The organism is Allobosea sp. GW821-FHT12C12, assembly GCF_058807355.1.
Genome location: NZ_JBXAQP010000003.1, coordinates 165,114 through 191,860 on the forward strand (window position 1 = coordinate 165,114; position 26,747 = coordinate 191,860).

26 protein-coding genes and 1 pseudogene are annotated in these 26,747 nt (G+C 67.1%); 18 read left to right on the forward strand and 9 right to left on the reverse strand.

Translation table 11 applies throughout. From position 1 onward, the window contains the following. Positions 1-8: 8 nt before the first annotated feature. The 4 genes from AC1RRW_RS05560 (at position 9) to AC1RRW_RS05575 (ending at position 4,341) form a co-directional block, all read left to right on the forward strand. A complete protein-coding gene (locus AC1RRW_RS05560) occupies positions 9-821 on the forward strand; it encodes a TraX family protein (protein WP_492899551.1) in 813 nt (270 codons plus the stop codon). Beyond that, positions 818-2,011, forward strand: coding sequence for a CaiB/BaiF CoA transferase family protein (locus AC1RRW_RS05565; RefSeq protein WP_492899552.1), 1,194 nt, complete (start codon positions 818-820; stop codon positions 2,009-2,011). Before AC1RRW_RS05560 ends, AC1RRW_RS05565 begins: the two co-directional genes overlap by 4 nt. After that, positions 2,004-3,674, forward strand: coding sequence for a thiamine pyrophosphate-binding protein (locus tag AC1RRW_RS05570; protein ID WP_492899554.1), 1,671 nt, complete (start codon positions 2,004-2,006; stop codon positions 3,672-3,674). The genes AC1RRW_RS05565 and AC1RRW_RS05570 overlap by 8 nt, the downstream gene beginning before the upstream one ends. Before the next feature lie 169 nt (positions 3,675-3,843). Further along, positions 3,844-4,341, forward strand: a complete 498-nt coding sequence (locus AC1RRW_RS05575) for a hypothetical protein (protein WP_492899555.1) — start codon at positions 3,844-3,846, stop codon at positions 4,339-4,341. Between the two features lie 22 nt (positions 4,342-4,363). On the opposite strand, the gene tal is transcribed toward AC1RRW_RS05575, so the two are convergent. From tal to AC1RRW_RS05595, 4 genes are all read right to left on the reverse strand, one after another. After that, the gene (gene tal, locus AC1RRW_RS05580) at positions 4,364-5,338 is read right to left on the reverse strand and encodes a transaldolase (protein WP_492899557.1); all 975 of its coding nucleotides are present in this window, start codon (positions 5,336-5,338) and stop codon (positions 4,364-4,366) included. A gap of 319 nt (positions 5,339-5,657) precedes the next feature. After that, positions 5,658-6,494 carry a carbohydrate ABC transporter permease gene (locus tag AC1RRW_RS05585; protein ID WP_492899558.1) on the reverse strand — a complete coding sequence of 279 codons (837 nt, stop codon included), beginning with the start codon at positions 6,492-6,494 and terminating at the stop codon, positions 5,658-5,660. Further along, on the reverse strand, positions 6,491-7,384 hold the full coding sequence (locus AC1RRW_RS05590; RefSeq protein WP_492899559.1) for a carbohydrate ABC transporter permease: 894 nt from the start codon (positions 7,382-7,384) through the stop codon (positions 6,491-6,493). Before AC1RRW_RS05590 ends, AC1RRW_RS05585 begins: the two co-directional genes overlap by 4 nt. A 100-nt stretch (positions 7,385-7,484) precedes the next feature. Continuing rightward, entirely contained in the window at positions 7,485-8,855 is a 1,371-nt protein-coding gene (locus AC1RRW_RS05595; protein WP_492899842.1) for an ABC transporter substrate-binding protein, read from the reverse strand. Between the two features lie 273 nt (positions 8,856-9,128). Here AC1RRW_RS05595 and AC1RRW_RS05600 point away from each other — a divergent pair, with 273 nt between their 5' ends. From AC1RRW_RS05600 to AC1RRW_RS05610, 3 genes are all read left to right on the forward strand, one after another. Then, a complete protein-coding gene (locus AC1RRW_RS05600; protein WP_492899560.1) occupies positions 9,129-10,127 on the forward strand; it encodes an ABC transporter substrate-binding protein in 999 nt (332 codons plus the stop codon). A gap of 23 nt (positions 10,128-10,150) precedes the next feature. After that, positions 10,151-11,899, forward strand: coding sequence for an ABC transporter permease (locus AC1RRW_RS05605; protein WP_492899561.1), 1,749 nt, complete (start codon positions 10,151-10,153; stop codon positions 11,897-11,899). A 175-nt stretch (positions 11,900-12,074) separates the two neighbouring features. After that, complete coding sequence (locus tag AC1RRW_RS05610; RefSeq protein WP_492899562.1) at positions 12,075-13,406, forward strand: GGDEF domain-containing response regulator; 1,332 nt, start codon at positions 12,075-12,077, stop codon at positions 13,404-13,406. Between the two features lie 4 nt (positions 13,407-13,410). Here AC1RRW_RS05610 and AC1RRW_RS05615 read toward each other — a convergent pair whose 3' ends face one another. Further along, entirely contained in the window at positions 13,411-14,313 is a 903-nt protein-coding gene (locus AC1RRW_RS05615; RefSeq protein WP_492899563.1) for a LysR family transcriptional regulator, read from the reverse strand. Between the two features lie 121 nt (positions 14,314-14,434). Between AC1RRW_RS05615 and AC1RRW_RS05620 the strand changes: the two genes are divergently transcribed. The 4 genes from AC1RRW_RS05620 to AC1RRW_RS05635 are packed head-to-tail and all read left to right on the forward strand — an operon-like array spanning position 14,435 to position 17,819. Continuing rightward, the gene (locus AC1RRW_RS05620) at positions 14,435-15,931 is read left to right on the forward strand and encodes a CoA-acylating methylmalonate-semialdehyde dehydrogenase (protein WP_492899564.1); all 1,497 of its coding nucleotides are present in this window, start codon (positions 14,435-14,437) and stop codon (positions 15,929-15,931) included. A 48-nt stretch (positions 15,932-15,979) separates the two neighbouring features. After that, entirely contained in the window at positions 15,980-16,243 is a 264-nt protein-coding gene (locus AC1RRW_RS05625; RefSeq protein WP_492899566.1) for a FitA-like ribbon-helix-helix domain-containing protein, read from the forward strand. After that, a complete protein-coding gene (locus AC1RRW_RS05630; protein ID WP_492899567.1) occupies positions 16,240-16,668 on the forward strand; it encodes a type II toxin-antitoxin system VapC family toxin in 429 nt (142 codons plus the stop codon). The genes AC1RRW_RS05625 and AC1RRW_RS05630 overlap by 4 nt, the downstream gene beginning before the upstream one ends. Then, complete coding sequence (locus tag AC1RRW_RS05635; RefSeq protein WP_492899568.1) at positions 16,665-17,819, forward strand: isobutyryl-CoA dehydrogenase; 1,155 nt, start codon at positions 16,665-16,667, stop codon at positions 17,817-17,819. Before AC1RRW_RS05630 ends, AC1RRW_RS05635 begins: the two co-directional genes overlap by 4 nt. A gap of 3 nt (positions 17,820-17,822) precedes the next feature. Here the strand turns inward: AC1RRW_RS05635 and AC1RRW_RS05640 are convergent, their stop codons facing one another. Both AC1RRW_RS05640 and AC1RRW_RS05645 read right to left on the reverse strand, forming a co-directional pair. Continuing rightward, the gene (locus AC1RRW_RS05640; RefSeq protein WP_492899570.1) at positions 17,823-18,149 is read right to left on the reverse strand and encodes a HigA family addiction module antitoxin; all 327 of its coding nucleotides are present in this window, start codon (positions 18,147-18,149) and stop codon (positions 17,823-17,825) included. Between the two features lie 47 nt (positions 18,150-18,196). Further along, positions 18,197-18,473 (reverse strand): annotated as a pseudogene (locus tag AC1RRW_RS05645) (type II toxin-antitoxin system RelE/ParE family toxin); the annotation flags it as partial. Positions 18,474-18,529: 56 nt separating this feature from the next. Here AC1RRW_RS05645 and mmsB point away from each other — a divergent pair. Both mmsB and nudC read left to right on the forward strand, forming a co-directional pair. Further along, entirely contained in the window at positions 18,530-19,417 is an 888-nt protein-coding gene (gene mmsB / locus AC1RRW_RS05650) for a 3-hydroxyisobutyrate dehydrogenase (protein ID WP_492899571.1), read from the forward strand. 43 nt (positions 19,418-19,460) lie between these two features. Beyond that, complete coding sequence (gene nudC, locus AC1RRW_RS05655; RefSeq protein WP_492899573.1) at positions 19,461-20,420, forward strand: NAD(+) diphosphatase; 960 nt, start codon at positions 19,461-19,463, stop codon at positions 20,418-20,420. A gap of 6 nt (positions 20,421-20,426) precedes the next feature. Here nudC and AC1RRW_RS05660 read toward each other — a convergent pair whose 3' ends face one another. Continuing rightward, complete coding sequence (locus AC1RRW_RS05660) at positions 20,427-21,296, reverse strand: prephenate dehydratase (protein WP_492899574.1); 870 nt, start codon at positions 21,294-21,296, stop codon at positions 20,427-20,429. 10 nt (positions 21,297-21,306) lie between these two features. Then, positions 21,307-22,050, reverse strand: coding sequence for a 3-deoxy-manno-octulosonate cytidylyltransferase (locus tag AC1RRW_RS05665; protein WP_492899575.1), 744 nt, complete (start codon positions 22,048-22,050; stop codon positions 21,307-21,309). A 201-nt stretch (positions 22,051-22,251) separates the two neighbouring features. Here AC1RRW_RS05665 and AC1RRW_RS05670 point away from each other — a divergent pair, with 201 nt between their 5' ends. The 5 genes from AC1RRW_RS05670 (at position 22,252) to AC1RRW_RS05690 (ending at position 26,744) form a co-directional block, all read left to right on the forward strand. Continuing rightward, complete coding sequence (locus AC1RRW_RS05670) at positions 22,252-22,788, forward strand: c-type cytochrome (protein WP_492899577.1); 537 nt, start codon at positions 22,252-22,254, stop codon at positions 22,786-22,788. Positions 22,789-23,006: 218 nt separating this feature from the next. Next, positions 23,007-24,875 (forward strand): extracellular solute-binding protein, encoded by a 1,869-nt coding sequence (locus AC1RRW_RS05675; protein WP_492899579.1) that lies wholly within the window; start codon positions 23,007-23,009, stop codon positions 24,873-24,875. Between the two features lie 51 nt (positions 24,876-24,926). Next, positions 24,927-25,217 carry a nucleotidyltransferase family protein gene (locus AC1RRW_RS05680; RefSeq protein WP_492899580.1) on the forward strand — a complete coding sequence of 97 codons (291 nt, stop codon included), beginning with the start codon at positions 24,927-24,929 and terminating at the stop codon, positions 25,215-25,217. Further along, positions 25,214-25,579 (forward strand): HepT-like ribonuclease domain-containing protein, encoded by a 366-nt coding sequence (locus tag AC1RRW_RS05685; RefSeq protein WP_492899582.1) that lies wholly within the window; start codon positions 25,214-25,216, stop codon positions 25,577-25,579. The genes AC1RRW_RS05680 and AC1RRW_RS05685 overlap by 4 nt, the downstream gene beginning before the upstream one ends. 73 nt (positions 25,580-25,652) lie before the next feature. Then, positions 25,653-26,744: a microcin C ABC transporter permease YejB gene (locus AC1RRW_RS05690; RefSeq protein WP_492899584.1), complete on the forward strand. Its 1,092-nt coding sequence runs from the start codon at positions 25,653-25,655 to the stop codon at positions 26,742-26,744. Positions 26,745-26,747 lie beyond the last annotated feature (3 nt).

Below are 26,747 nucleotides of genomic sequence, written 5' to 3' on the forward strand. Positions count from 1 at the left end.
TCGCGGCGATGACGGCAGTAGCGGCGCGCGACGAAGGATCGGCCGGCGGGCGCGTCACGACCATCGACCTGTGGAAGACGCTCGCGCTCGCGCTCATCCTCGTCGATCATGTCGGCCATTTCCTGCTGCCCGACAACGACTGGCTGCGGGTGTTCGGCCGTTCTTCGCTGCCGATCTGGTTCTTTCTGATCGGCTTTTCCGCCGGACGCGGCGTGACCTGGGTCTGGTTCGCGCTGGGCGCCGGGCTGACCCTGCTCGATCTGTGGTGGGTCGGCTCGCTCGCGGAGGCGCAGCTCAACATCCTGTTCGCCTTCGCGGCGATCAGGCTGGCGCTGCCCGTTGTCGAGGCGCACATCTGGCCGCACCGTTTGCGGCTCGCCCTGCTCGTCGCCGCCCTGGTCGCGCTGGCCCCGTTCGCCGGCCAGATCGTCGAGTACGGAACGGAAGGCGCATTGCTGGCGCTTGTCGGCGTCGCGCACCGCCTCTGGCTGGCGCGACCCGAGCCTGCCGCATTCGCGCTGCGGATCGGCCTCGCGGCCGTCGCCGGAGTCCTGTTCGTCGTGGTCGAAAGCATCGATTACGACTTCGACGCAACGCAGACCGCCGTGCTCGCGGTGCTGATCGCCGGCGTATCGGCGGCTCTCTTCGGCTTCCGCCGCGCCGCGCTGGCGTGGCCCTTTCCGGCCCCGTTCGCCGCGATGCTCCGCTTCTGCGGCCGGCATTCGCTCTGGCTCTATGCCGGCCAGATCGTGCTGCTGACGGCTATCGCCGCCGCGCTCGGAATCGAACCCGGAGACGAAAGCGAAGAGAGCGAAGAGTGACCGCGCCGATCAAGCCGCTGACCGGCCTGCGCGTGCTGGAACTCGCGCGCATCCTCGCCGGCCCCTGGATCGGCCAGTTGCTCGCCGATCTCGGCGCCGATGTCGTCAAGGTCGAGGCGCCGGAGGGCGACGATACCCGAAAATGGGGGCCGCCCTTCGTCGAGGGATCCGCTGGCGAGCATCTGTCGGCGGCCTATTTCCACTCGGCCAATCGCGGCAAGCGCTCGATCACGGCCGATTTCCGCACCCCGGACGGGCAGGCGCTGGTGCGCCGGCTCGCCGGCCATGCCGATGTCGTGGTCGAGAATTTCAAGGTCGGGGGCTTACAGAAATACGGGCTCGACGCCGCCTCGCTGCGCGCGGCCTTTCCCCGCCTGATCCACTGCTCGGTCACCGGCTTCGGACAGACCGGCCCTTATGCTCCGCGGGCCGGCTACGACTTTCTCGTCCAGGGCATGGGCGGGTCGATGTCGGTCACCGGCGAGCCGGCGGGCGCGCCGATGAAGGCGGGCTATGCCGTCGCCGACATCTATACCGGGCTCTACGCCTCGGTCGGCATCCTCTCGGCTTTGCGCCGGCGCGACGCGACCGGGGAAGGCGCGACGCTTGACATGGCGCTGCTCGACGCGCAGGTCGCCGTGCTCGGCAACCAGGCGATGAACTACCTCGTCTCAGGCCAAGCGCCGGCACGGCTCGGCAACGCCCATCCCAATATCGTGCCCTACGACGTGTTCCCGGTCGCCGACGGCCATATCATCATCGCGACCGGGAATGACGGGCAGTGGAAGAAGCTCTGCGAAGTGCTGGGCGAAGCGGCGCTCGCCGAGGAGCCGGGCTTTATCGACAACCGCTCGCGGGTGAAGAACCGCGTCGCCCTGACCCAGCGTCTGCACGAACTCTGCCAGCGCCATCTCAAGGCCGATCTGCTCGCCGCGCTCGAAAAGGTCGGCGTGCCGGCCGGGCCGATCAATGGCGTGGACGAGGTCTTCGCCGATCCGCAGGTTCTGGCGCGCGGCGTCAGGCTCGATCTGCCGAGCGAAGCCGCGAAGGGCGGGACGATCCCGACCGTCGCCTCGCCGATCGTGATCGACGGCGTCAGGCAGGTCTCGCAGCGGCCGGGTCCAGGGCTGGGCGAGCATGCCGACGAGATCCTGAACGACCCGGCCTGGGGAGGGCCGCAGCATGGCTAATCGCACCGGCGGGCAGATCCTCGTCGACCAGCTCCTGATCCACGGCGCCACGGACGCCTTTTGCGTGCCGGGCGAAAGCTATCTCGCCGTGCTCGACGCGCTGCACGACGCCTCGCTCAAGGTCACGATCTGCCGGGCCGAGGGCGGCGCCTGCATGATGGCCGAGGCCGCCGGCAAGCTCACCGGCAAGCCCGGCATCTGCTTCGTGACACGCGGGCCGGGCGCGACCAACGCCTCGCCCGGCATCCATGTCGCCGATCAGGATTCGACGCCGCTGATCCTGTTCGTCGGCCAGATCGAGCGCGGCATGCGCGAGCGCGAGGCGTTTCAGGAGCTCGACTACCGCGCCGTCTTCGGCACGATGACGAAATGGACGACCGAGATCGACGACGCCGCGCGCATCCCCGAGATCGTCAGCCGCGCCTTTCATGTCGCGACCGCCGGACGGCCCGGCCCGGTGGTGATCGCGCTGCCCGAGGACGTGCTGACCGACCTCGCGGACGTCGCCGACGCGCAACCCTATCAGGTCACCGAGACGCATCCGTCCCTGCTCCAGACCATCGACCTGCAGAAGCGGCTGTGGGCCGCGAAGTCCCCGGTCGCGATCCTCGGCGGCTCGCGCTGGGATCCTCAGGCGATCGGCCGCTTCCAGCGCTTCGCCGAGCGTTTCGACCTGCCCGTGGCGGTCTCGTTCCGGCGACAGATGCTGTTTCAGGCCGATCATCCGAACTTCGCCGGCGATCTCGGCATCGGGCCGAACCCGAAGCTGCTGAAGCGCGTCCAGGACAGCGACCTCGTCCTGCTGGTCGGCGGGCGGCTGTCGGAGATGCCGAGCCAGTCCTACACGCTGTTCGGCATCCCGGAGCCCGGCCGACCGCTGGTCCATGTCCATCCCGATGCCGAGGAACTCGGCCGCGTCTACCGGCCGGCGCTGGCGATCAACGCATCGCCGACGGCGTTCTGCGCCGCGCTGGAGACCGTGCATCCGCCACAAACGATTGCCTGGGCGGGCGCGTCGGCCGAGGCGCATGAGGCCTATCTCGGCTGGAGCGAGCAGCCGGCGCCGGTGCAGGGCTCGTTTCATCCCGGCGAGGCCGTGACCTGGCTGAGGCGGCATCTGCCCGCCGACGCGATCCTGTGCAACGGCGCCGGCAACTACGCCACCTGGGTGCATCGCTTCCACCGCTTCACCAGATTCGCGACCCAGCTCGCGCCGACCTCCGGCTCGATGGGCTATGGCGTGCCGGCCGCGATCGGCGCGAAACGGCTCTATCCGGAGCGCACCGTCGTCGCCTTCGCCGGCGATGGCTGCTTCCTGATGAACGGGCAGGATTTCGCCACCGCCGTGCAATACGATCTCGGCGTCGTCGTCGTGGTCGTCGACAACGGCATGTACGGCACCATCCGGATGCATCAGGAGAAGCATTATCCCGGCCGCGTCTCGGCGACGGAGTTGAAGAACCCCGATTTCGCCGCCTATGCGCGCGCTTTCGGCGGCCATGGCGAGCGCGTCGAGACGACGGCCGAGTTCGGCCCGGCCTTCGAGCGCGCCGTCGCGTCGGGCAAGCCCGCGATCATCCACTGCCTGCTCGATCCCGAGGTCATCACCCCGGCAAAGACGCTCTCGACGATCCGGGCCGAGGCGCTGGCGGCGAAGGGGTGATTTGATCGCAGCCTTTGCGGACGGTTGCGTGAACCCTTCGACTGCCCGGCCGGCCGCTCGCTTCCGTTTAACGACGATGCCGGATTTCGATTGAACCTTCGCCCCGCTCGATCGTTTGAAAAGGCGATCAGGGAGAGCGACGGCGATGATGCGGGTCGGATTGTTTGCGATGGGTGTCGCGGGAGCCGCCATGCTGGCGCTCGCGCCTCGGGCCGAGGCCGCCGGCTTCTTCGACGATTTCGCCAGTGCATTCTTCGGCGGTCCCTCCGCGCCGCGGCAGGTCTACAGCGATCCGCTCGAGATGACGGTGCAGCCCCGTCGCAAGGCTCCGCGACAGGAGGTGTCGTCGAAGCCCGCTCCGCCGGTGGTGAAGCTCGACCCCGCGACCGACCCGCACTGGTATCTCGGCGACCCGACGCTGCGGCGCGGCGACATCGTCGTCACCGATGGCGGCGTGCTGGTCTATCAGGGCCGCGACAGCGACTCCCTGCGCCGGAGCGATTTCGTGGCGCTGGGCAGTGTCAAGGGTTCCGCCAGAAAGACTGGGTCGGGAGCCTGGCAACAGCAATTGCAGCAGGCGGCGGCCGGCGGGCGCAGCTTCTTCCGCTACGACACGCCGGCTTCCGCGATCGTCGCCGCCACGGAGACGACGGCCAAGACGCAATAGTCGCGTCTTGCTTCGCGCGAGCTCAGGCCAGCCGCGCCGCCACGAGCTTGCGCAGCCCGCGCAGATCCTTGACGAAGCCGCGGATGCCCTCCGCCAGCTTGTCGCTCGCCATGGCGTCCTCGTTCATGGCGAAGCGGAAGGCTTTTTCGTCGAGCACGATCGGCTTGGTGAAGGCCTCCGACACAGATTGCGGCGAGACGGCCGGCGAGAGCCTGCGCGGCAGGTCGCCGGTCGCGGCCGCCAGCTCGTCGAGCAGGCCCGGTCCGATCGTCAGCCTGTCGCAGCCCGCAAGCGCCTCGATCTCGCCGGCGTTGCGGAAGGACGCGCCCATCACGACGGTCTTGATGCCGAGCGCCTTGTAGTAGGCGTAGATGCTCTTGACCGAGACGACGCCGGGATCGGTCTCCGACGTGTAGGGCCCGCCGCCGGCCTTGACGTGCCAGTCGAGGATGCGGCCGACGAAGGGCGAGATCAGGAAGGCCTTCGCATCGGCGCAGGCGACGGCCTGGGGCAGCGCGAAGAGCAGGGTCAGGTTGCAGTCGATGCCCTCGGCCTGCAGCACCTTGGCCCCCTGTATGCCCTCCCAGGTCGAGGCGATCTTGATCAGGACGCGATCCTTCCCGATGCCGCGCGCCGCATAGGCCGCGATGATGGCGCGCGCCTTGTCGATCGTCGCCTGCGTGTCGAAGGAGAGGTCGGCGTCGACCTCGGTCGAGACGCGGCCGGGCACGATCCTGGTCAGCTCCGCGCCGAAGGTCACGGCGAGCCGGTCGCAGACGGCATGGACCGCGGGCTCCCCCGAGCCGCCCTCCTTCTTGCCCCAGGCGATCGCCTCGTCGACGAGATGGGCATAGGCCGGCGTCTCGACGGCCTTCAGGATCAGCGTCGGGTTGGTGGTGCAGTCGACGGGCTTGAGCCGGCGCACCGCCTCGATGTCGCCGGTGTCGGCGACGACGGTCGTCATCTCGCGGAGCTGGTCGAGTTTTGAAGCGGTCATATCGGGTTCCTGGCAATCTTTGGCCTGAGGCTAGAGCATCGGACCGAAAAGTGGAATCCGCCTTTCGGAAAAATCCGATGCTTAAACAAGGAGATAGATCGTCACTTTGCGTCCGACAGGACGCATGGCGATCTAACGCCCGCAATGTGACGCTGGTTCGGCCGCATGGCGAGGGGGATGCAGCATGTCCGGCATGCGCCCCTCGTCATTCCGGGGCGGCCTGAAGGGCCGAGCCCGGAAACCACGACCGGGTGAACGCGGCATCGACGCGATCGCAAGGTTCTCGCCCGGTCGTGGGTTCCGGGTTCGCGCCCGCGAGTCAGCTCTTCACCGCGCCGGCCGTCAGCCCGCCGACCATGTTCTTGCGGAAGCCGTAATAGATCACCGCCGGCGGGATGGCGTAGAGCAGGCCCGCCGCCATCAGCAGGTTCCAGGGCGCGTCGTCGGCGGAGAGGAAGAGGCCCAGCCCCACCGCGAGCGGCACCGCGCGCTCCGAGGAAAGCAGCAGGAAGGCGTAGAGATACTCGTTCCAGGCGAGCAGCAGCGCGTAGATGCCGATGACCACCATCGAGGGCTTCATCAGCGGCAGATAGACCAGCCGGAAGAGCTGCAGCGAGGTCGCTCCGTCCATGATCGCCGCCTCGTCGAGCTCCCTGGGCAGCTTGTCGGAGGCCTGCTTCAGCACCCAGATCGCATAGGGCGAGGCGAGCGCGACCATGGCGAGGATCAGCGCCGTCTGCGTGTTGAGCAGCCCGTAGGAGCCCATCGCCTTGTACATCGGGATGGCGAGGAAGGCGGCCGGGATCAGATAGGTCGCCAGCGCCAGGTTCATGATGGTGCGCCCGCCGGCGACCCGCAGCCGCGAGATCGCGAAGGCGGCGAAGGTCGCGACGAACAGCGTCAGCAGCCCGGTGGTGACCGCGACGAAGAAGCTGTTGAACATCTGCCGCCAGAAATTCGACAGGTAGTAGTGCTGCTGGTTGAAGACGATCTGGAAGTTCTGCAGCGTCGGCTTGGCCGGCCAGAGCGTGCCGGCCAGCATCGATTCCTGGTTCGAGATCGACAGCACGAAGAGGTGGTAGATCGGCATCAGCGTCCAGAGCAGGACGGGGATGGCGATGAGGATGAGCTTGCCCTCGTCGAGAACCTTCTTCATGCCTCGGCTCCCTTAGAGAGGCGCTTCACCATGACATAGACCATCGGCAGGATCAGCGGCATGGCGACGATGATCGAGGCGATGCCGAGATCGAGATTGTTGTTGCGCATGTAGCGGATGCCGAGCGTCGCCAGCACATGGTTGAGGTCGCCCGGCCCGCCGCCGGTGAGCAGATAGACGCTGTTGAAGTCGCCCAGCGTCCAGATCATCGAGAGCATGGTCGAGGTGACGTAGAGCGTCGCCAGCGAGGGCCAGGTGATGAACTTGAACTGCTGCCATTTGCTGGCTCCGTCGACGCTTGCCGCCTCGTAGAGATCGGCCGCGATGGCGAGCCGGCCGGTGACGAGGATCAGCGTCCAGAACGGCAGCGATTTCCAGATATGGACCATGATCGAGCAGGCGAAGGCGAGCGTCGGATCGGTCAGCCAGCCCGGCCCCTCGACGATGCCGAACCACTGGAAGAGCTGCTGGTTGATCATGCCGTTCTCGGGGTTGAGCATGACCCGGAAGGACAGGATGGTCGGGATCGACGGCACGGCCCAGGGCAGGATGAAGATCACCAGCACGATCCGCACCCAGGCGCGCTGCGCCACGAAGAAGCCGGAGAGCCAGAGCGCGATGATGAACTTCAGGTTCACCGCGATGAACAGGAAGACGATCGTGTTGATCACCGTGCGGATGAAGATCGGGTCGGCGAAGAGCGCGCGGTAGGAATTCCAGTTCAGGCCGATCCAGAGGCCGTAGGCGACCGGATAGGCCACCATCACGGCGAAGACGAGAACATAGGGCGCCAGCATGATCGCGCCCCAGAGCGCACGGTCGCGGGCATGGCCCGATGTCGCGTTACCGGCCCGCGCGGCGATCGGCGCGGCCATCGTGGTCGCTGTCATGGCTCACTCCCTTCTCGCCTGCCTCGTCAGACAGGTCGGCGCCCCGCGGCTCTTCCGGCCGCAGGAGCGCCTTCATGGTCTATCCGGTCGAGCGTCGGCGTCAGCCGGCGATCTGCTTGATGCGGGCGATCATCTCGTCGACCGCGGCCTCGGGCGTGATCTTGTCCGAGACGACCCGGTTGACCGCCTTGGCCCAGACGTTCTCGGCGTTCACCGCCGTGAACTTGTAGTTGTAGACGAACTGGAACGGCGCCGTGCCGTCCGTGTACTGCTTGTAGACGACCTTGCGATGCGGATCGTCGCCCGTCCAGAACGGCGCCTTGGCCGCCTCGATCGTAGTCGGGAACCAGCGGCCGACCGAGCCCTCGACGAAGGGACGCAGGTTCTCGTCCTTCATCATGAAGGCCATGAACTCCTTGCCGCGCTTCTTGTTCTTGCCGTCGGCGAAGACCACCGCCGTCTTGACCGCCGCGAGGTTGGTCATCGGCGAGCCGTCCGGCTTGTTCGGGAACTCGGCGGTGCGGATGTTGTCGTAGTAGTTCTTCTTGGCCTGGTCGCGCTGCTCCTGGGTCAGCGCCTGATTGTTCATGTCGTCGAGATGCTTGGCCGCGATCGAGATCGTGGCGTTGTGGGTCAGCACCGTGGTGCGGTTGTGGAAGGCGACATTGTTGTCGGGGTCGAGCCAGTTGACCGAGGAGGGCGGCGTGCAGCCGCGCTGGGCGATGTTGGAGTAGTCCTTCACCGCCTTGACCATCGCGGCCTTGTTGGCCGGCTGGTCGAGCACGATCTTGCCCTCGTCGTCGACGACCTTGGCGCCGAAGGCGTTGGCGAAGGTCAGGAAGGAGTAGAAGGTGTCGGAGGCGGCGACGCCCATCGGATGGCCGACGGCGTAGATGCGCTTGCCCTTGGCGCGCAGGCTGGACTGGACCTTGTCGCACCAGAAGTCCCAATAGCCGTCCCAGCCCTTCGGGATGTCGCTTTCCTTGAAGCCGGCCTCTTCCAGCATGTCCTTCCAGTAGGTGATGTGCATCATCTGCTGCTGGACCGGGAAGGCGTAGTAGGCCTTCTTCTTGGTCTTGTCGTTCATCAGCAGGGTGGTCGCCAGCGCCTGCGGCTGGATCTGGTCCTTGATCGGCTCGATCGCGTCGCTGACGTCCTCGAGCTTGCCCTCGAAGGCCCACTGGCCGGTGGTGCGGAAGTCGTAGGTGGTGCAGAAGCCGACATCGGGCGGCGTTCCGGCCTGGACGGCGCCGACCGACTTCGTCACGCAATCCTCGGTCGCGTAGAGCGAGAGATCGACCTTGACGCCGGTCGCCTTCTGGAACTTGTCGACGACGGCGAGCAGCGCGTCGTCCTCGCCCTTGTAGAAGCCCTTGGTGAACCAGACCTGGACCGTCTCCTGGGCGACGGCAGCGCCGGACCAGCCGGCCGCGATCGCGGCGAAGGCAGCGCCGGTCACGAGATAGCGCATGGATTTCATCGATGTTCCTCCCATTTAAAACGTTTAAATCCGGCGTTTTATCACGCCTTGTAGTCACACTAATCGAAAACGCCGGCCACAAACAAGCCGGCCATATGCAGGAAATTCGGGCATCCCGAACCGATCCGGCACGGCCGCCACGGCGCGCTTCGCGACAGCGGCGCTGTCATGCGGGCATGATAGGGGCGGCCTTCACTGAAATGTCATATGCAAGGTCTACCGCCGCCGGCAGAGATGGACCGCCTCAGGGGCAGGAGAACGACGATGCCTTGCAAAACCTTGATCGCCGGCAGCGTGGCCGCGCTGACGCTGTCGGTTTCGATCGCCGGCTTCGCCGTCTCCGCGCGGGCGGTAGAGGGCAAGCTCGTGCTCTACACCAGCCAGCCCAACACCGACGCGCAGCAGACGATCGACGCCTTCAAGGCGAAGCATCCCAAGGTCGATGTCAGCTTCGTGCGCGACGGCACGCCCCGCGTGATGGCCAAGCTGCGGGCCGAGTTCGAGGCCGGAAGCCCGCAGGCCGACGTGCTGCTGATCGCCGATTCGGTGACGATGGAGGGCCTCAAGACGGAAGGCCGCCTGCTGGCGCATGACAAGGCGGACGTCTCGGCCTATCCGGCCGGCATCCACGATCCCGCCAAGATGTGGTTCGCGACCAAGCTGATCACCACCGGCATCGTCTACAACACCAAGGCGGCGCTGAAGCCGGCGAGCTGGGCCGATCTCGCCAGGCCCGAGGTCAAGAACCTGCTCGCCATGCCGAGCCCGCTGACCTCGGGCGCGGCGCTGATCCACGCCATGACGCTGACCGGCGCGCTGCCCGGCGGCTGGAGCTATTACGAGGCGCTCAAGAGCAATGGCGCGCTCGCCGCCGGCGGCAATGGCGACATTCTCCGCCAGGTCGCCACCGGCGAGAAGCTCTACGGCATGATCGTCGATTTCATGCCGATCCGCGAGAAGGCCAAGGGCGCGCCGGTCGAGTTCGTCTTCCCGAGCGAAGGCGTCTCGGCGGTCAGCGAGCCCGTGGCGATCCTGAAGGCGAGCAAGAACCCGGAGGCCGCGAAAGCCTTCATCGACTTCCTGCTCTCGGCCGAGGGCCAGGCGCTGGCGCTGAAGCAGGGCTATGTCGCGGCCCATCCCGACGTGGCGCTGCCCGCCGGCTATCCCTCCCGCGCGCAGATCAGGCTGATGCCGTTCGACGCCGCCAAGGCGCTGGCCGACGAGGCCGCGGCGCGCAAGCGCTTCAGCGCGATCTTCGAGTAGGCCCGACGGGCGGAAGCGCCGCAGTGAGCATCGTCGCGCCTTCGCCGGCAGGCCGGAGCAGCGGTTTCAGCCTGCCCGGGCCGACGATCCGGTTGCCGGCGGGCCTCGGCCTGCCGGCGCTTCTGACGCTGGCCGCGCTCCTGCTCGGCGGACTGCCCTTTCTCCGGCTGGCGGCGGCCGCCTTCGCGCCGGGCTGGCGTTTCGCGCCGGACGCCGCGCTGGCCGAGATCGGCAGCCGCGCCGCCGTCAACGCGACGCTGCGCACCCTGGAGACCGCCGGTTTTTCCGCTCTCGGCGCATTGATCGTCGGCGGCTTCGTCGCGCTGGCGCTCGGCGTCACCGATGTCAGGGGCAAGCGGCCGCTGGCCTTCGCCTTCGTGTTTTCGATGATGATCGCGCCGCAGGTCGCGGCGCTGGCGTTCCTGAGCCTGTTCGCGCCGCATTCGGCGATCCTGGGGCTGCTCGGCCTCGCGCCCGGGCCCGGCACGCAAAACCCGCTGCTCGGGCGCGGCGGCATCGTCCTGGTGATGGCGCTGCACCATGCGCCGCTGGTCGCGATCACGCTCTGGACCGGCCTGCGCAGCGTGCCGCATTCGCTGATCGAGGCGGCGCAGCTCGAAGGCGCGGGTCCGGCGACGATCGTCGGACGCATTCTCCTGCCCGTGCTGCGGCCGCAGATCATCGCCGCCGCGCTGATCGCCTTCGTCGCCGGCATCGGCAATTTCGGGATCCCGGCGCTGCTCGGCCTGCCGGTGAACTATCTCACCTTGCCGACGCTGATCTACCGCCGCCTGTCGAGCTTCGGACCCGCCGGGCTGTCGGACGCGGCCGCGCTCTCGCTGCTGGTCGCGCTGGTCGCCGGGCTCGGCATCCTGGCGAGCGTGCTCGCGACGCGCCGGGCCGGCGGCAAGGTCGAGATCGAGCGGCCGATGCAGCCGTTCTGGCAGCTCGGCAGGGCTCGCCCGGCCCTGACGGCGGCGCTCTGGGCGCTGCTCGCGCTCAAGCTCGGCCTGCCGCTGCTGGCGCTGCTCGGCGAGGCGCTGACGCCGGCGCTCGGCGTCGCGCTGAGCTGGCGGAGCCTGACGCTCGACAAGTTCGCCGAGGTGCTGCTGCGCCAGCAGGTCACAATCCGCGCCTTCCGCAACTCCCTCCTGTTCGCCGGCGCCGCGGCCGTGATCCTGTCAATGCTCTCGATCGCCTTCGCCTATGGGCTGGAGCGGCGCATGGGCCGGTTCCGGCGCTGGGTCGAGCTGATCATCGAACTGCCCTATGCCCTGCCCGGCGTGGTGCTGGCGATCGCCTGCATCCTGCTCTTCCTCAAGCCGCTGCCCGTGCTGGGGGTGAGCCTCTACGCCACGCCCTTCATCATCCTGTTCGCCTATCTCGCGCGCTTCCTGCCGCTCGCCCTGAAGGCCCCCGTCGCGGCGATGGCGCAGATCGAGGCGCATCACGAGGAGGCGGCGCGCCTCGACGGCGTCACGCTCTGGCAGATGCTGCGTCACATCGTTGCGCCGATCCTGGCGCCGGCCGCCATGGTGTCGGCGCTGATGGTCTTCCTGATCGCCTTCAACGAACTCACCGTCTCGGCGCTGCTCTGGTCGTCCGGCACGGAGACGCTCGGCGTCGTGCTGTTCTCGCTGAAGGAGGCGGGCCTCGCCGGCGAGGCCGCGGCGGTGGCGATCAGCGCCAGCGCCATCATCCTCGTCGTGATGCTCGGGCTCGACCTGATCGGCAGAAAGCTGCCCGGCGACATCCTGCCCTGGCGCATCTGACGCCTGCCCCGGCGACAGGATTTTCTCTGCCGCCTCGCGACCGGCTGCATAGTTAAGCCGAAATTAAGATTGCGGCGGGAGACTCCGCTGCGATGCAGCACGCCTTTACGTCATCTTGGCGCGCTTCGAACTCTACGGCGGGATCGGCGCGGCCGATCGAGGATCGGGCTGTTCAATGGGCTATCGTAAGGCCGATCACCGCTCCGGTCCGGCGCAAGGCGACCTGACCATTCTGGTGGTCGAGGACTCCCGGACCTATTCGACGGCGCTGTGCCGCCGCCTGAAGGACACCATCGGCCTGCCGCTCGTCGCCTGCCGTTCTCTCAACGAATTGCACGAGGCGGTCACCGACGACCGCACCGCCTTTACGCTGGCCATCGTCGACCTGAACCTGCCGGATGCGCCGTATGGCGAAGCGATCGACTTCGCGGTCCAGCGCGGCATCCCGACGATCGTCCACACCGCAAGTTTCGACATCGAGACGCGCAACCGCATCATGGAGCGCGACGTCATCGACTATGTCCCGAAGGACAGCGAATTCGCCCTCGACATCCTGATGGGCACGGTCGAACGGGCGCTCGCCAACCGCCAGACCCGCATCCTCGTGGTCGACGACGTCGCCGCCACCCGCAAGCTGCTCGCGCGGATGCTGAAGATCCAGCAATACGACGTCATCGAGGCGGGTTCCGGCCCCGAGGCGCTGTCGCTGCTGGAAAAACACCAGGACATCCGGCTGGTCATCAGCGACTACAACATGCCGAAGATGGACGGCTACGAGCTGACCCGCCGCATCCGCCGGCAGTTCCCGTCCGACCGGCTGCGCGTGATCGGCGTGTCGTCCTCGAACGACCGCATGGTGTCGGTCGGCTTCCTCAAGGCCGGCGCCAACGATTTCATCTCGATGCCGTTCATTCCCGAAGAGTTGCAATGCCGGATCGCGAACCATGTCGAGACGCTGGCGCAGATCGCGCAACTGCATAACCTGGCCTCGCGCGACGCGCTGACCGGGCTCTACAACCGCCGGCATTTCTTCAACCAGGCGGCCGCGCTGATCGACAAGGCGCGCTCGAAACAGCGCAGCAGCGCCGTCGCGATCGTCGACATCGACGATTTCAAGCGCCTCAACGACGATCACGGACATGATTTCGGCGACCAGGCGCTGAGGAGCGTGGCGCGCTGCCTGGCGCAGTCCGTCGAGGGCGGCGGCCATCTCCTCGCCCGCATCGGCGGCGAGGAATTCGCCATCCTGTTTCCGGGGCTCGATGCGAAGGCGGCGATGCGGCAGAGCGACCACATCAGGCTCGACGTTTCCCACGAGACCCTCGAGCTCGGCGCGCATCGCGACGCCCTGACCGTGTCGATCGGCGTCGCGGAGATCGGCGCGGACGGCAGCTTCGACGATGCGCTGATCGCGGCCGACCGCGCGCTCTACGCCGCCAAGCGCAGCGGCCGCAACCGCGTCAGCATCGAGACGGAGCCGGACCGCGCCGGCGGCAGCCGCGCCTGACCTCTCAGGCCTCGCCCATCAGCAGCGCCCGGCTCGCCTTCGCCTCCCGCACGATGAAGTCGACGATGGCGCGGACGCGCGCGACGTCCTTCAGGTCGGCATGCACCAGCAGCCAGAACGAGCGCGTGATCGAGACCGTCTTGGGCAGCACCGGGACGAGGCGGGGCTCGGCCTCGGCCATGAAATGGTGGATCACGCCGATGCCGGCCCCGGCGACGACGGCGTTCATCTGCGCCAGCACGCTCGAACTCTGGATCTGGGCGCGCAGGCCCTTGGCGACCTCGTCGAGATAGTCGAGCTCGGGCGTGAAGATCAGGTCGTCGATATAGCCGACGATGCGGTGGGCGAAGAGGTCCTCGGGCTTCTCCAGCTTCGGCATCGCGTCGAGATAGCTTCGCGCGGCATAGAGTCCGAGCCGGTAGTCGGAGAGTTTGCGCGCCACGACCTTGCCCTCCTTGGGCGGGGCGAGCGTGATCGCGACATCGGCCTCGCGCTTCGACAGCGAGAGCAGCCGCGGCATGGCGATGAGCTGGAGCTCGAGCCCCGGATAGGCTTGCGCCAGCCGGGCGAGGCGCGGCGCGAGGAATGTGGCGCCGAAGCCGTCCGGCGCGCCGATCCGAACCGTGCCGGCGAGCGCCATGTCGGCGCCGCCGATATCGCTCTGGATCGCCAGCGCCTCGGTTTCCATGCTTTCCGCCTTGGCCAGCAGGCGCTCGCCATGGGCGGTCAGCGTGTAGCCCTGGGGCCTGCGCTCGAAGAGCTTGGCCTTGAGCGCCTCCTCCAGCGAGGTGATGCGGCGCGACACGGTGGCGTGGTCGGCTCCGAGCCGTCGCGCCGCCGCCGTCAACCGGCCCGAGCGGGCCACGGCCAGAAAAAAGCGCAGATCGTCCCAGTCGAACCTCTCCAAGGCGCTCTCCCGATATTCGCTTTTCCGCACGACATCCAGACCATGGCCGCTATAGCCGTGCGCAAACGAGAATGGTAGGGCTGTCGCAATCATCGGACACCACATTCGTAGGGAGGGCGCGATGCGTCAGGTCGGGCATTTCATCGGCGGCAAGCATGTCGCCGGCACATCCGGCCGCACCGCCGACATCCATCAGCCGATGGACGGCTCGGTGATCGGCAAGGTCGCGCTCGCCTCGGCCGCCGAGCTGCGCGCCGCCGTCGAGAACGCGGCCGAGGCGCAGCCGAAATGGGCGGCGGTCAATCCGCAGCGCCGGGCCCGCGTGCTGATGAAGTTCCTCGACCTGATCGCGCAGAACAACGACGAACTCGCCGAACTGCTCGCCCGCGAGCACGGCAAGACCATTCCCGACGCCAGGGGCGACATCCAGCGCGGCGTCGAGGTGGTCGAGTTCTCGCTCGGCGCGCCGAACCTGATGAAGGGCGAGTTCACCGACGGCGCCGGACCCGGCATCGACATCTATTCGCTGCGCCAGCCGCTCGGCGTCTGCGCCGGCATCACGCCGTTCAACTTCCCGGCGATGATCCCGCTCTGGAAGCTCGGCCCCGCAATCGCCTGCGGCAACGCCTTCATCCTGAAGCCCTCGGAGCGCGACCCCGGCGTGCCGATGCGGCTGGCCGAGCTCTTCATCGAGGCTGGCGGCCCTCCGGGCGTGCTCAACGTCGTCAACGGCGACAAGGTCGCGGTCGACGCCATCCTCGACGATCCCGACATCAAGGCGATCGGCTTCGTCGGCTCGACCGCGATCGCGGAATACATCTATGCGCGCGGCTGCGCGGCCGGAAAGCGCGTGCAGTGCTTCGGCGGCGCCAAGAATCACATGGTCATCATGCCCGACGCCGACATGGACCAGGCGGTCGACGCGCTGATCGGCGCGGGCTACGGCTCGGCCGGCGAGCGCTGCATGGCGATCTCGGTGGCGGTGCCGGTCGGCAAGGCGACCGCCGACGAACTGGTCAAGCGCCTCATCCCCCGTGTCGAGAGCCTGAAGATCGGCCCCTCGACCGACGCCTCGGCCGATTACGGCCCGGTCGTCACCAAGGCGGCGATGGAGAAGATCAAGTCCTATGTCGATCTCGGCATCGAGGAGGGCGCGTCGCTCGTCGTCGACGGGCGCGACTTCAGGATGCAGGGCTACGAGAACGGCTTCTATGTCGGCGGCTGCCTGTTCGACAACGTCACCAGGGACATGCGCATCTACAAGGAGGAGATCTTCGGGCCCGTCCTCTCCGTGCTGCGCGCCGAGAGCTATGACGAGGCGCTGAAGCTGACCAACGACCACGAATACGGCAACGGCACCGCGATCTTCACCCGCGACGGCGACGCGGCGCGCGACTTCGCCTCCAAGGTCCAGGTCGGCATGGTCGGCATCAACGTGCCGATCCCGGTGCCGCTGGCCTATTACACCTTCGGCGGCTGGAAGCGCTCGGTCTTCGGCGACCTCAACCAGCACGGCCCGGATTCGATCCGCTTCTACACCAGGACCAAGACGGTGACGGCGCGCTGGCCGAGTGGCATCAAGGACGGCGCGAGCTTCGTGATCCCGACGATGGGTTGAGGAGCGCCCTCGGACTTGATATCATTTTCGATATCAAGGAGGTTGGCCATGGCTCAAGTTTTGATCCGCAATATCGACGATGAGACGATGGCCTCGCTTAAGGCCAGGGCCGAGATGAATGGCCGCTCGCTGGAGCAGGAACTCAGGACGCTGCTCAAAAGCGCGGCGCCACTAACGTCCGACGAACTGGTTGCGGTATCGCGTCGCCTGAGAACAGCCTTCGCCAAAGAAGACGCCGATGTTCGAGCAGCCATACGTTGGGGCCGAGACGACGAGTTCGAAGACCTCGAAATGGCCTTCGATCGCTCATGACCCATGTCATCGATGCCGGCGTCGCAGTGCGATGGACCATCGAAATGCCGCTGTCGGATAAAGCGGAGCTGCTGTTGCACAAAGGCAGACCGCTCATCGCGCCCGACTTCGTCATCGTTGAGGTCACGAACGTGTTGCTCGGCAATATTCGCGCGCGCTCGGACCGCGTCCAGCGCGCGCTCGATGGCCTCGAATTTTTGCCACGCTGGTTCGCTCATCTCGAGCCGTCGATCTTGCTGCGTCATCGCGCGATGACGTATGCGATGGAGCTCGACCATTCCGCTTATGATTGCTTCTACCTGGCGTTGGCCGTGCGCGAAAACGCACGAATGGTCACGACGGACGAAAAATTCATCCGCAAGGTCGACAGCTCGAATTATCGCGCCAACATCGTTCATCTTGCAGACTGGCGGCCCGCGCCATGACCGCCTTCGCCCTCACCGAGGACCAGCTCGCGATTCAGGAGCTGGCTCTCGGCTTCGCGAGCGACACGCTCGCGCCAAGCGCCACCCGCTGGGACGACGAGAAGCACTTTCCGGTGGCGGAGATGCGCGCCGCCGCCGCGCTCGGCATGGGCGGGATCTATATCCAGGAGGATGTCGGCGGTTCGGGGCTGACGCGGCTCGACGCGGCGCTGATCTTCGAGGCGCTCTCGACCGGCTGCCCGGCGGTGGCGGCCTATATCTCGATCCACAACATGTGCGCCTGGATGATCGACCGCTACGGCTCGGACGAGCAGCGGAAGGCCTTCCTGCCGAAGCTCTGCACGATGGAGCGTCTGGCGAGCTATTGCCTGACGGAGCCGGGCGCGGGCTCGGACGCGGCGGCGCTGAAGACGAAGGCCGTGCGCGACGGCGACCACTACGTCATCGACGGCCAGAAGCAGTTCATCTCGGGCGCGGGCGTCGCCGACATCTATGTCGTGATGGCGCGCACCGGCGAGGCCGGTCCGTCCGGCATCTCCGCCCTCGTCGTCGAGAAGGGCGCGCCCGGCCTTTCCTTCGGGGCGAACGAGAAGAAGATGGGCTGGAACGCCCAGCCGACCGCCGCCGTGATCTTCGAGAACTGCCGCGTTCCCGTCGCCAACCGGCTCGGACCGGAGGGCATCGGCTTCAAGATCGCGATGGCCGGCCTCGACGGCGGCCGGCTCAACATCGGCGCCTGCTCGCTTGGCGGCGCGCAGGAAGCCCTCGACCGGGCGCTGGCCTATGCGAAGGAGCGCAAGGCCTTCGGCGCGGCGCTCGCCGATTTCCAGGCGCTGCAGTTCAAGCTCGCCGACATGGCGACCGAGCTGGAGGCGGCGCGCTCGCTGCTCTGGCGCGCGGCGGCGGCGCTCGACGCCAAGACGCCGGATGCGACCAAGCTCTGCGCCATGGCCAAGCGGGTCGCGACCGACACCGGCTTCGCGGTCGCCAACCAGGCGCTGCAGATCCATGGCGGCTACGGCTATCTCGCCGATTACGGCATCGAGAAGATCGTCCGCGACCTGCGCGTCCACCAGATCCTGGAAGGCACGAACGAAGTGATGCGGATGATCGTGGCGCGCGGGCTGGTCGGGCGGGCGAAGGGGAGCTGAACCTTATGCCGCCAGCCGCCGCACCCGCTTTTCGATCTCGCCACCCTTCGCGCGCCGCGCGACACGCAGATCGTAATCGGCCTGCAGGTTCAGCCACATCTCGGCGCCGGTGCCGAAGAAGCGCGCCAGCCGCAACGCCGTATCGGCCGTGATCGCCCTTTCGCCCTTGACGATGCCGGCGATGCGGCTGACGGGCGCATCGATGTCGCGCGCCAGCCGGTTCTGGCTGACGCCGAGCGGCTTCATGAACTCCTCCAGCAGGATTTCGCCGGGCGGGATCGGAGCCAGCAGGGGCTCGTCTCCATCCGTATCAATCCGCGCCTTCGCCATCGTTCTTCATCCTGCTCGTCGGTTCGAATGCCAGACCCATATCTTCGATGATGATCGACGATTTCGACATCATGCGGTCCGCCTTCGATCCAGCGGAAAACAGATGCGCCACTGGTCGTTGATACGGATCGAATGCTGGCCGGCCCGATCCCGCTTCAGCGCTTCCAGCCGGTTGCCGGGCGGTGTTCGCAGATCGTCGAGTTTGCGCGCGGCATTCAGCAACAACAGCTTGCGCCGAGCGACACGCTCGATCGCGACGAAACGCCGAACCGAACCGTCATGGAACAGGCGCTCCGTGTCCCTGTCCGCAAACGACCTGATCACGATCTAAAGAATATCCATCATACCCATTCCGTCAAACGGAATAGCTGGAGGACATCATGACCACCATCGCCTTCATCGGGCTCGGAAACATGGGCGGGCCCATGGCCGGCAATCTCGTCAAGGCCGGGCATGAGGTCCGCGCCTTCGACCTGTCGCAGGCGTCCAGGGACGCCGCCGCCGAGCTCGGCGTGGGCATCGCCGCCTCGGCGGTCGGGGCCGTGGCCGACGCCGAGATCGTCGTCACCATGCTGCCGGCCGGCAAGCATGTGCTCTCGGTCTGGGGCGACGTCCTGCCTTCGATGAAACGAGGCGCGCTGCTGATCGATTCCTCGACCATCGACGTCGAAAGCGCCCGCAAGGCGCATGCGCTGGCGGCCGAGCGCGGCTGCCTCTCGCTCGACGCGCCGGTCTCCGGCGGCGTCGGCGGGGCCAGGGGCGCGACGCTGACCTTCATGGTCGGCGGCACGGAGGAGGCCTTCGCGCTGGGCGAGCCGGTGCTTGCCAGGATGGGCCGGCGCATCGTGCATGCGGGTGCGGCCGGCAACGGCCAGGCCGCCAAGATCTGCAACAACATGATCCTGGGCATTTCGATGATCGGCGTCTCGGAGGCCTTCGTGCTGGCCGAAAAGCTCGGCCTGTCGCATCAGGCGCTGTTCGACGTCGCCTCGACCTCTTCGGGCCAGTGCTGGTCGCTGACGACCTATTGCCCGGTGCCGGGCCCGGTGCCGACCTCGCCCGCCAACAACGACTACAAGGCCGGCTTCGCCTCGGCGCTGATGCTGAAGGATCTCAAGCTCGCGCAGGAGGCGGCGCAGGCGGCCGGCGCCGCGACGCCGCTCGGCGCGGCCGCGGCCCAGCTCTACGGCATCCACAACGCCTGGGGCGAAGGCGGCGCGGATTTCTCCGCGATCATCCACCTGCTGCGCGGCCGCGACACGGCGTGAGCCGCGCTTGCCGGGCTCGTCGGAGAGGCGCTAGGACAGGAGCATGAACGACGCCTCCCTTCGCCGCGAACGCTCCGCCCAGACCGGCTTCGCCACCAGCACGCTCGACCGCCGCGCCGATCTCCGCGACAAGCCCGACGCCGTCGAGGCGCTGCGCCGCCGCTCGGATACGCGGCTGGCGGTGTCGGCTGGCGAAACGCCGGTTCTGAAACGGCTCGACGAGAAGACGCAGACCGTCTGGTTCAGCCCGGCCGAGGCGCAACTGCTCGGCGCCGGACTGGACGAGGCCTTCCTCGGTCTCGCGCCGGGAGGGGCGCCGCGCTTCGCCCGGCTGATCGACAGGGGTCTCGTCGAGACGCTGCGCGAACGGCCGGAGTTGTTGCTCACCGACCTGCGCTCGGTCGCGCTCGGGAAACTGGTGCCCAAGGACGAGCTCGGCCCGCTCGGCGAGGGCAAGGCGCTGCTCGACTGGCATGCCCGGCACCGCTTCTGCGCGCGATGCGGCGGCCCCTCCCTGCCCGGCTCCGCCGGCTGGAAGCGGGAATGCACCGCCTGCGGCGCGCAGCACTTCCCGCGCACCGACCCGGTCGTGATCATGCTTGCGGTGCGGGGCGAGAACTGCCTGCTGGCGCGCCAGTCGCGCTTCGCGCCCGGCATGTATTCCTGCATCGCCGGCTTCGTCGAGCCGGGCGAGACCTTCGAGGACGCGGTCAGGCGCGAAACCTGGGAGGAAGCCGGCCTGCGCACCGGCGCGGTGCGCTACATCGCCTCGCAGCCCTGGCCGTTTCCCGGCTCGCTGATGATCGGCTGCCTCAGCGAGGCGCTGAACGACGATATCGTGCTCGACGCGACGGAACTGGAGGCAGGGCGCTGGTTCTCGCGCGCCGAGGCGCTGCGGATGCTGGAAGGGACGCATCCCGAAGGCTTCACAGCGCCCCAGCACCTGGCGATCGCCAATACGCTGCTGAAGGCCTGGGCGGTGGATGGGGAGGAGGCGGTTTAGCCGCGCCTACTCCCCCGCCTCCGCGAACGTGTCGCGAAAGGCATGCGCCGGGTAGACGCCGAGGATCTTCATCTCCTTGGAGAAGAAGGCGAGTTCGTCGAGCGCGCGCCTGAGCGCCGGGTCGTCGGGATGGCCCTCGACATCGGCGTAGAACATCGTCGCCGAAAAATGGCCGTCGACCATGTAGCTCTCGAGCTTGGTCATGTTGACGCCGTTGGTGGCGAAGCCGCCCATCGCCTTGAACAGGGCTGCCGGGATGTTGCGGACCTGGAAGATCAGCGTGGTGACGGTCCTGGCCGTGCCGGCGCGAACGAATTCCGGATATTTCGACAGGATCACGAAGCGCGTGGTGTTGTGCTTCTCGTCCTCGATGTCCTCCATCAGGATGTCGAGCCCGTAGACCTCGGCCGCGATATGGGGGGCGATCGCGCCGCGCGTCAGGTCGCCCGACTGCGAGACCTGCCGGGCCGAGCCCGCCGTGTCGGCCGCGACCTCGGCCTTGAGACCGAGCTTGCGGATGATCTTGCGGCACTGGCCGAGCGCGTGGATGTGGCTCTGCACCGTCTTCAGCGTCGCCAGCGTCGCGCCCTTCAGCGCCATCAGATGGAAGCGGATCGGCAGGAAATGCTCGCCGACGATGTGCAGCCCCGAGCGCGGCAGCAGGTGGTGGATGTCGGCGACGCGGCCGGCGATCGAGTTGTCGATCGGGATCATGCCGTAGCGGGCCGTGCCGTCGCTGACGGCGGCGAGCGCGTCCTCGAAGGTGGCGCAGGGCAGCAATTCGCAATCGGGGAAGACCGCGAGCGCGGCCTGCGAGGAGAAGGCGCCGGGCTCGCCCTGATAGGACACGACAACGGAACTCTTGGCATCGGACATGGACGAAACTCTAAGCTCCGGCGCGGGATGTCAGGATCGCGCGGGCGCGCTCCAGGTCGTGGGGCGTGTCGACGCCGAGCGGCACGTCGTCGACGACGATGATGTCGATGCGCATGCCGTCCTCGACGGCGCGCAGTTGCTCCAGCCGCTCGCGCCTCTCCAGCGGCGACGGCGGCAGCGCCACGAAACGGTCGAGCGCGCGGCGGCGATAGGCGTAAAGCCCGATATGATGGAAAAGCGGACCGTCGCCCGAAGGAGCCGTCGCGCGGGTGAAATAGAGCGCGCGCATGCGGCCTGGCGAAATCTCGCTGCCGATCGCCTTGACCACGCTCGGCTCGGTCTTCTCTTCCTCGCGGGTGATGATCGCGGCCAATGTGACGATATCGACCGCGCGGTCCGAGAGCGGGCCGACCGAGGCCGCGATGACGCGCGGATCGATCGTCGGCAGGTCGCCCTGGACGTTGACGACGACGTCGTGGCGGCCCTCGGGATCGATCAGGTCGGCGGCCTCCTTGATCCGGTCGGAGCCGGAGGGATGATCGTCGCGGGTGAGCACGGCGCGCCCGCCGACGGCCTCGATCGCCTTGACGATCATCGGCTCGTCGGTCGCGACCGCGACGGGGCCGATGCCGGCCTCGATCGCGCGCCGCCAGACATGCACGATCATCGCCTCGCCATGGATGTCCGCGAGCGGCTTGCCGGGCAGGCGCGTCGCGGTCATGCGCGCGGGAATCAGGATCAGCGGATCGGACATCTTCCAGGACAGGGCTCGGCGGCGAAGACGGGCGGAGAGGCGTCAAAAGGTCTCAAACGGGAGCGTGCTTATACGAGTTGCATTGCAGCGCGCAAAGCGGTTAAGCAACCTTGGTATATGCCGGTGTCCAGGGGCTCCGGCCGGGGCGCTTTACCTGCCTCCCGCGCGGCCGCGCGAGGGGTATCTCAGGGTTCGGATGCGATGGATATCGAAACCAACAAGATCGCTGGTGCGGTTCTCTCCACATTGCTGGTGGCGGTGGGCCTCAACATGATCTCCGGCATCGTCTTCGCGCCGAAGAAGCCCGCCATTCCGGGCTACGAGCTGCCGAGCGACGAGCCGGCCGCCGCGGCCGGCCCCGCGGCGGCCGCCGCCGACGAGCCGATCGTGGCCCGCCTCGCCAAGGCCGACGTCGCCAAGGGCGCCTCCGCCGTCGGGGCCTGCAAGGCCTGCCACACCTTCGAGAAGGGCGGCGCCAACAAGGTCGGCCCGCAGCTCTACAACGTCTATGGCCGCCCCAAGGGCTCGGTCGACGGCTTCGGCTATTCCGCCGCGATGAAGGGAAAGTCGGGCGAGAAATGGGAGGCCGACCAGCTCGACGGTTTCCTGAAGAGCCCGAAGGCCTATATGCCCGGCACCTCGATGGCCTTCGCCGGCCTCGGCAAGCCCGACACCCGCGCCGATGTGGTGGCCTATCTCAACAGTCTCGCCGACGCGCCCAAGCCTTTGCCCAAGTAAGGCCGCGGCCGAAATAACCCGCGGGCATGGCCGCCGCGGCGATCCGGCGCCGCGGGAACGACGATGAGCCGGGCCGCCGCGCCCGGCTTTTTCTTGCCTTCCGCTCCGGGCCGCCGCCATGCTCTCGCCCTCACGATAGCGTCAATCGCGCGAGGCTGGCGTCGCCCCGCGCGGGCGACATAATGGGCCTGGCGAATCGAACAGGGAGACCGCGCACCATGGCGATCCGCTTCACGCGCCGCAGGCTGATCGAGGGCGTGGGCGCGCTCGCGGCGGGCACGGCGCTGCCCGGCCTCGTCGGGCCCGTCTTCGCGCAGGAAGCCGAGAGCCACGGCCTCTCGACCTTCGGCGAGCTGGCGCTTCCCGCGGACTTCCCGCATTTCGCCTATGTGAACCCGAAGGCGCCCAAGGGCGGCACGCTGACCATCCAGATCAAGCGCGCCGGCGGCAACCAGAGCTTCGACACCTTCGACACGCTCAACACCTTCGTTTTGCAGGGCAACGGCGCGGCCGGAATGGATGCCTGCTTCGACAGCCTGATGGCGGGCTCGGCCGACGAGCCGGGCTCGCTCTACGGCCTGCTGGCGCAGAGCGTCGCGGTCTCGGCCGACAAGCTCGGCTATCGCTTCCGGATGCGGCCCGAGGCGAAATTCCACGACGGCACGCGCGTCACCGCCGGCGACGCCGCCTTCACCTTCACCCTGCTCAAAACCAGGGGCCACCCCTCGTTCCGGCTGATCCTGAACGAGATGGTCTCCGCCAGGGCCGAGGGCGACGACATCCTCGTCGTGCAGCTCTCGCCCAAGCGCAGCCGCGATCTGCATCTCGTCGTCGCCGGCCTGCCCGTCTTCTCGGAAAAATACTGGTCGACGCGCAATTTCGAGGCGTCGACGCTGGAGGCTCCGCTCGGCTCGGGCGCCTACAAGGTGGCGCGGCTGGAGCAGGGTCGCTTCATCGAGTTCGAGCGCTTTCCGGGCTACTGGGGCGGGGATCTGCCGGTGAACATCGGCAGCAACAATTTCGACCGCGTGCGCTGGGAGTATTTCCGCGACCGGCAGGTCGCCTTCGAGGCGTTCAAGAGCGGCGTGATCACCTTCCAGGAGGAATTCACCTCGCGCATCTGGGCGACGGGCTACGATTTTCCGGCGATCAACGAGGGCAAGGTCAGGAAGGAGGCCCTGCCCAAGACCGACCCCGTCGGCTCGCAGGGCTGGATCTACAATCTGCGCCGCGAGAAGTTCGCCGATCCGCGCATCCGCGAGGCGCTCGGCCTCGCCTTCGATTTCGACTGGACGAACAAGAACATCATGTTCTCGTCCTTCTCGCGGATGACATCCTATTTCGAGAACTCCGACTCCAAGGCCGTCGGCAAGCCCTCGCCCGAGGAACTGGCCCTGCTCGAGCCGTTCCGGGGCCAGGTTCCCGAGGAGGTCTTCGGCGAACCATTCCTGCCGCCGGTCTCGGACGGATCGGGCAGCGACCGCGCCCTGCTGCGCCGCGCCGACGAGATGCTGCGCGCCGCCGGCTGCAAGCGCGACGGCAGCGTTCTGAAGCTGCCCAACGGCCAGCCCTTCGAGATCGAGTTCCTCGACTCGCAGCCGGCGCTGCAGCCGCACACCCAGCCCTTCCAGGCCAATCTGAAGCGGCTCGGCATCAACGCGACCTCGCGCATCGTCGACGGGGCGCAATACCAGCGCCGGCTCGACGAGTTCGATTTCGACATCATCAGCCGCGCGCTCGGCGGCAGCGCCATTCCGAGCGACTCATTGCGCATCGTCTACGGCTCGGAAGCCGCCAGGACCCGCGGCTCGCGCAATGTCGGCGGCGTCGCGAGCCCGGCGGTCGACGCGATGATCGAAAGGATCGGCCAGGCCGACTCCTACGCCGAGGTCGTGGTCGCGGCGAAATGCCTCGACCGGCTGCTCCGGGCCGGGCGCTACTGGATCCCGATGTGGTGGAACGCCAGCGAATGGCTGGCCTATTGGGACATGTTCGACCGGCCGCGGACCAAGCCGAAATTCGGCTCGGGCGCGCCCTCGACCTGGTGGTTCGACGCCGAGAAGGCCAAGCGGATCGGGCGGGGATAGCCGTTCGCCGGTCCGGTTGTTAACTAGATGTGGAACGACTGAGGCTCTGCCATGAAACCGTCGATCGCCCTGGCTCAGAATCGCGAAGCCGTCCGCGCAGCGCTGCGTGGCTTTCGGCTCGTCAACCCGCGTGTCTTCGGCTCGGTTTTGCATGGCACGGATCATCAGGACAGCGATCTGGATATCCTGATCGATGCCTTGCCAGGCGCCGCCTTGCTCGATATCGGCGGGCTGCAGGTCGCCCTGGAGGAGTTGCTGGGCGTCAGCGTCGAGGTTCTGACCCCCGAAGATTTGCCAGCGCATTTCCGTGATCGGGTGGTGGCCGAGGCGCAGCCTATATGAGTCGACCTCAAAATCGGGCCGACTATCTGCGTCATTTAGCAGAGGCAGCGAGCAAGATCGCTTGCTACATCGAAGGTATGGAGGAATCAGATTTTCGTGAAGGTGAGCGTACTCAAGAGGCTGTCATCTTCAATCTGATGATAATTGGAGAGGCGACGAGCAAGTTAATGAAAGGGCATGCCGATTTTCTTGAGCGATACCCTGAGGTCTCCTGGGCAAGCATGAAGGGGATGCGCAATCGCGCCGCGCATGGCTATTTTGAAATCAATCTCGGCATTTCCTGGGAAACGGCGCGGACGGCGATGCCCGAATTGCTCACCCGCTTGCCAGCAATGATCGCAATGGCGGAGGCCGAGCGATGATCTACGTCGATGAGCGGCATCTCCTTGACCGCGTAAGATTTCTGCGACTCTTGCCACCGAAATCCGCCTTCGCATGCTGAGCTACATCGCACGCCGCATAGCGCTGATGGCGCCGACGCTGTTCGGCATCCTGCTGATCTCCTTCGTCATCGTGCAGTTCGCGCCGGGCGGGCCGGTCGAGCGGATCATCTCGCAGTTGCAGAACCCCAACAGCGGGGCGGCGGACCGCGTCGGCGGCGGCCAGGGCGGCGACGGGCTGCAGGCCGGCGGCGACGCAAGCTCCTCGTATCGCGGCGCGCAGGGGCTCGACCCGGCTTTCATCAAGGAGCTGGAAAAGCAGTTCGGCTTCGACAAGCCGGCGCATGAGCGCTTCTGGAAGATGCTAACCGACTATATCCGCTTCGATTTCGGCCGCTCCTATTTCCGCGACGCGCCGGTGCTGCAGCTGATCAAGGAGAAGCTGCCGGTCTCGATCTCGCTCGGCCTGTGGATGACGCTGCTGTCCTACGCGATCTCGATCCCGCTCGGCATCCGCAAGGCGGTCAAGGACGGCTCGCGCTTCGACACCTGGACCAGCGCCGTCGTCATCGTCGGCTACGCCATCCCGGGCTTCCTGTTCGCGATCCTCCTGATCGTGCTCTTCGCCGGAGGCTCGTTCTGGCAGATCTTTCCGCTGCGCGGGCTCTACTCGGACAATTTCGCGCAGCTCAGCTTCTTCGGGAAGATCGTCGACTATCTCTGGCATATCGCCCTGCCGGTGAGCGCGATGGCGCTGGGCGCCTTCGCGACCTCGACGCTCCTGACCAAGAACTCCTTCCTCGACGAGATCAGGAAGCAGTATGTGCTGACCGCGCGGATGAAGGGGTTGTCCGAACGCGGCGTGCTCTACGGCCATGTCTTCCGCAACGCCATGCTGATCGTGATCGCGGGCTTCCCCGGCGCCTTCGTGCATGCGCTCTTCGCCGGCTCGCTGCTGATCGAGACGATCTTCTCGCTCGACGGGCTCGGCCTCCTGTCGTTCGAGGCGATCGTCAACCGCGACTATCCCGTCGTCTTCGCCAATCTCTACATCTTCTCCCTGATCGGCCTCGTCGTGCATCTCATCACCGACCTGACCTATACCTGGGTCGATCCCCGCATCGATTTCGAGACGCGGGAGACCTGACGG

Excerpts from the sequence above, each read along its gene's own strand:
- AC1RRW_RS05575 (WP_492899555.1), top strand. The coding sequence starts at position 3,844 with ATGGGTGTCGCGGGAGCCGCCATGCTGGCGCTCGCGCCTCGGGCCGAG.
- AC1RRW_RS05590 (WP_492899559.1), bottom strand. The coding sequence starts at position 7,384 with ATGACAGCGACCACGATGGCCGCGCCGATCGCCGCGCGGGCCGGTAAC.
- AC1RRW_RS05660 (WP_492899574.1), bottom strand. The coding sequence starts at position 21,296 with ATGTCCGATGCCAAGAGTTCCGTTGTCGTGTCCTATCAGGGCGAGCCC.
- mmsB (WP_492899571.1), top strand. The coding sequence starts at position 18,530 with ATGACCACCATCGCCTTCATCGGGCTCGGAAACATGGGCGGGCCCATG.
- AC1RRW_RS05610 (WP_492899562.1), top strand. The coding sequence starts at position 12,075 with ATGGGCTATCGTAAGGCCGATCACCGCTCCGGTCCGGCGCAAGGCGAC.
- tal (WP_492899557.1), bottom strand. The coding sequence starts at position 5,338 with ATGACCGCTTCAAAACTCGACCAGCTCCGCGAGATGACGACCGTCGTC.
- AC1RRW_RS05620 (WP_492899564.1), top strand. The coding sequence starts at position 14,435 with ATGCGTCAGGTCGGGCATTTCATCGGCGGCAAGCATGTCGCCGGCACA.
- AC1RRW_RS05595 (WP_492899842.1), bottom strand. The coding sequence starts at position 8,855 with ATGCGCTATCTCGTGACCGGCGCTGCCTTCGCCGCGATCGCGGCCGGC.
- AC1RRW_RS05680 (WP_492899580.1), top strand. The coding sequence starts at position 24,927 with ATGAAACCGTCGATCGCCCTGGCTCAGAATCGCGAAGCCGTCCGCGCA.
- AC1RRW_RS05665 (WP_492899575.1), bottom strand. The coding sequence starts at position 22,050 with ATGTCCGATCCGCTGATCCTGATTCCCGCGCGCATGACCGCGACGCGC.
- AC1RRW_RS05685 (WP_492899582.1), top strand. The coding sequence starts at position 25,214 with ATGAGTCGACCTCAAAATCGGGCCGACTATCTGCGTCATTTAGCAGAG.
- AC1RRW_RS05600 (WP_492899560.1), top strand. The coding sequence starts at position 9,129 with ATGCCTTGCAAAACCTTGATCGCCGGCAGCGTGGCCGCGCTGACGCTG.
- AC1RRW_RS05630 (WP_492899567.1), top strand. The coding sequence starts at position 16,240 with ATGACCCATGTCATCGATGCCGGCGTCGCAGTGCGATGGACCATCGAA.
- AC1RRW_RS05570 (WP_492899554.1), top strand. The coding sequence starts at position 2,004 with ATGGCTAATCGCACCGGCGGGCAGATCCTCGTCGACCAGCTCCTGATC.
- AC1RRW_RS05670 (WP_492899577.1), top strand. The coding sequence starts at position 22,252 with ATGGATATCGAAACCAACAAGATCGCTGGTGCGGTTCTCTCCACATTG.
- AC1RRW_RS05560 (WP_492899551.1), top strand. The coding sequence starts at position 9 with ATGACGGCAGTAGCGGCGCGCGACGAAGGATCGGCCGGCGGGCGCGTC.
- AC1RRW_RS05635 (WP_492899568.1), top strand. The coding sequence starts at position 16,665 with ATGACCGCCTTCGCCCTCACCGAGGACCAGCTCGCGATTCAGGAGCTG.
- AC1RRW_RS05675 (WP_492899579.1), top strand. The coding sequence starts at position 23,007 with ATGGCGATCCGCTTCACGCGCCGCAGGCTGATCGAGGGCGTGGGCGCG.
- AC1RRW_RS05640 (WP_492899570.1), bottom strand. The coding sequence starts at position 18,149 with ATGGCGAAGGCGCGGATTGATACGGATGGAGACGAGCCCCTGCTGGCT.
- AC1RRW_RS05625 (WP_492899566.1), top strand. The coding sequence starts at position 15,980 with ATGGCTCAAGTTTTGATCCGCAATATCGACGATGAGACGATGGCCTCG.
- AC1RRW_RS05585 (WP_492899558.1), bottom strand. The coding sequence starts at position 6,494 with ATGAAGAAGGTTCTCGACGAGGGCAAGCTCATCCTCATCGCCATCCCC.
- nudC (WP_492899573.1), top strand. The coding sequence starts at position 19,461 with ATGAACGACGCCTCCCTTCGCCGCGAACGCTCCGCCCAGACCGGCTTC.
- AC1RRW_RS05690 (WP_492899584.1), top strand. The coding sequence starts at position 25,653 with ATGCTGAGCTACATCGCACGCCGCATAGCGCTGATGGCGCCGACGCTG.